Genomic DNA, 2,701 nt, shown 5'->3' on the forward strand with positions numbered 1-2,701 from the left:
GGGTTTGTCATCAGTCTGGTTTGTCCGTTTATTACACATTCAATTCAGCTTCGTTGCCGCGTTCTTGTAGCCACTGTTTACGATCTTCTGCTCGTTTTTTAGCGAGAAGCATATCCATCATCTCAAAGGTTGCAGAATCCTCTTCTTCGCTCAATGTATCTAATGTTAATTGTACCAAGCGGCGAGTATTCGGATCCATCGTGGTTTCTCTTAGCTGGCTTGGGTTCATTTCGCCCAATCCTTTAAAGCGTTGCACATTTGGTGTGCCTTTTTTCTTGGCTAAACGAGCCAAAATTGCCTCTTTTTCGATTTCATCTAAGGCGTAATGGACTTCGTCTTTTCCAATATCAATACGGTAAAGTGGTGGCATTGCGACATAAACGTGTCCTTTGCGGACTAAATTCGGGAAATGGCGTAGGAATAATGCACAAAGTAGCGTTGCAATATGTAAACCGTCTGAATCCGCATCAGCAAGAATACAGATTTTGCCATAGCGAAGTTGGCTTAAATCATCGCTGTCGGGGTCAATTCCCATTGCAACGGCGATATCGTGAACTTCAGTAGAGGCTAATACCTGATCGGAAGACACTTCCCAAGTATTTAAAATTTTGCCACGCAAAGGCAAAATAGCTTGGTTCTCTTTATTACGAGCTTGCGTTGCTGAACCACCTGCAGAATCACCTTCTACTAAAAATAGTTCTGTTTGCGATAAATCTTGCGAAATGCAATCTTTGAGCTTACCAGGTAAAGCAGGTCCGCTCACTAACTTTTTACGCACCACTTTTTTCTCTGCTTGCAAACGATGTTGTGCCGAGCTAATTGCCATTTCTGCCAGTTGTTTACCTACATTGATGTTTTGGTGTAACCAAAGGGTAAAAGCATCTTTAATTGTATTTTCAACATAGCTTGAGGCTTGGCGAGAAGAAAGGCGTTCTTTCGTTTGCCCTGCAAATTGTGGTTCTTGCATTTTAAGCGATAGTATATAAGCACATCTGTTCCAGACATCATCTGCGGCTAATTTTATTCCACGCGGTAAGAGTGAATGGATTTCGCAAAATTCAGCAATAGCTTTGAATAAGCCCTGACGTAAGCCATTAACGTGAGTCCCGCCTTGTGCGGTTGGGATTAAATTAACATAACTTTCGGCGAGCAATTCCCCTTGTGGCAACCACGTTACCGCCCAGTTTAATGCTTCCGTTTCATTAACAACATCACCAATAAAAGCAGGGCTTGGTAAATACTCCTGCTCTTTTAATGCGTCTGCTAGGTAATCAGATAAACCGTCTTCGTAATACCAAGTTTCTTGGGTGTTGTTGATGTGATCGGTAAAATTGATGGTTAATTTCGGGCAAAGCACCGCTTTAGCACGCAGTAAATGACGTAAACGGCTAACGGAAAATTTAGCTGAATCAAAATATTTCGGGTTAGGATAAAAGCGGACTGTTGTCCCTGTCTGACGTTTAGGGCAAGTACCCACAACGGTTAATTCTTCTACTTTTACACCATTAGCGAAAGCAATAGTATAAATTTCCCCACCACGTTTAATCGTAATTTCAACACGCTCTGAAAGGGCATTAACTACCGAAATACCCACACCGTGTAAACCGCCTGAGAAGGTATAATTTTTATTTGAGAATTTTCCACCTGCGTGGAGCTTGGTTAGAATAAGCTCTACACCTGAGATTTTTTCGGTGGAGTGAATATCAACGGGCATTCCACGTCCGTTATCTATTACTTCCAATGAGTTGTCGTTATGTAAAATAACATCAATTTGATTTGCATAGCCTGATAATGCTTCATCAACACTATTATCAATTACTTCTTGCCCTAAATGGTTTGGGCGAGTAGTATCGGTGTACATTCCTGGGCGAAGTTGTACGGGTTCGAGATCTTTAAGTACCGTAATTTCGTCTGCATCGTAGCGTTTTTCAGACATTTTGACTCTCATATCGTTAGGTGGAAACAAAAATAGTGGCGGATTTTACCGAATTTATCTCTGTGGCTCAATGAAAATCATATTTGGCTTTGGTTGTCTCTATGGTTGGGTATATAATGATAGTGTATTTTTTATTCATTAAACAATAGGAGAAAAAAATGAGTGATCAGCAACTTACTGACATTAAAGACCCACATAGAACCCTTGTCATTATTACTTATGCTCTGTTTTTAAGTGGGCTACTCATTGGTGGTTTACCCACAATAATTGGGCTAATTATCGTTTATGTTAAACGTAAAGACCTAGAAGGCACTGTTTATTTTGACCACTTTAGATTCTTAATTAGAACATTTTGGTTGAGTCTTTTAGGTGCGGTAATTGGTGCATTACTTTCCTTTATTGGGATTGGCTTTATCGTTATCGTTGTAGTAGGGCTTTGGTATGCTGTCCGAATTATATACGGTTTTATTAAAGTATTAGATAAAAAGCCAGTAAATCCAACTTCATGGCTACTTTAACTGGAATGGATTGAAAAATATCTAAAAGTAATAGTTACGAAATAGTGGGCTTAAGCCCACTATACAGACTGATGACAAACTCTAATTTGTTGTATCCAATTAACGGACGCCAGCGTGGCGTCCCTTGTATCTTACTCAACTGTAAATTGGTAAAATAAAAACGTATTATTTTACCACCAAGCATAACCGTAAATTGTGGCGTCCCTGAGTGCTTAGACACTGGTTTGTAGAAAAAACGGTTATGCTT

At 39.9% G+C, this 2,701-nt stretch carries 3 protein-coding genes; 1 reads left to right on the plus strand and 2 read right to left on the minus strand.

The window, feature by feature from the left end; translation table 11 throughout:
* Nucleotides 1-31: 31 nt before the first annotated feature.
* Complete coding sequence (gene parE, locus A1D25_RS01495) at nucleotides 32-1,936, minus strand: DNA topoisomerase IV subunit B (protein ID WP_157393955.1); 1,905 nt, start codon at nucleotides 1,934-1,936, stop codon at nucleotides 32-34.
* Nucleotides 1,937-2,094: 158 nt separating this feature from the next.
* On the opposite strand from parE, the gene A1D25_RS01500 reads away from it, so the two are divergent.
* Nucleotides 2,095-2,454, plus strand: coding sequence for a DUF4870 family protein (locus tag A1D25_RS01500; RefSeq protein WP_157393956.1), 360 nt, complete (start codon nucleotides 2,095-2,097; stop codon nucleotides 2,452-2,454).
* 34 nt (nucleotides 2,455-2,488) lie between these two features.
* On the opposite strand, the gene A1D25_RS10965 is transcribed toward A1D25_RS01500, so the two are convergent.
* Nucleotides 2,489-2,701 (minus strand): hypothetical protein (locus A1D25_RS10965; RefSeq protein ID WP_205420566.1); only part of this gene is annotated, 213 nt, incomplete at its 5' end.

It is taken from the genome of Ursidibacter arcticus (assembly GCF_009761375.1).
In the GTDB taxonomy this organism is placed as follows: Bacteria; Pseudomonadota; Gammaproteobacteria; order Enterobacterales; family Pasteurellaceae; genus Ursidibacter; species Ursidibacter arcticus.

Bases quoted from the DNA above. Each gene is read 5' to 3' on its own strand.
- parE (WP_157393955.1), bottom strand. From the start codon at position 1,936: ATGTCTGAAAAACGCTACGATGCAGACGAAATTACGGTACTTAAAGAT.
- A1D25_RS01500 (WP_157393956.1), top strand. From the start codon at position 2,095: ATGAGTGATCAGCAACTTACTGACATTAAAGACCCACATAGAACCCTT.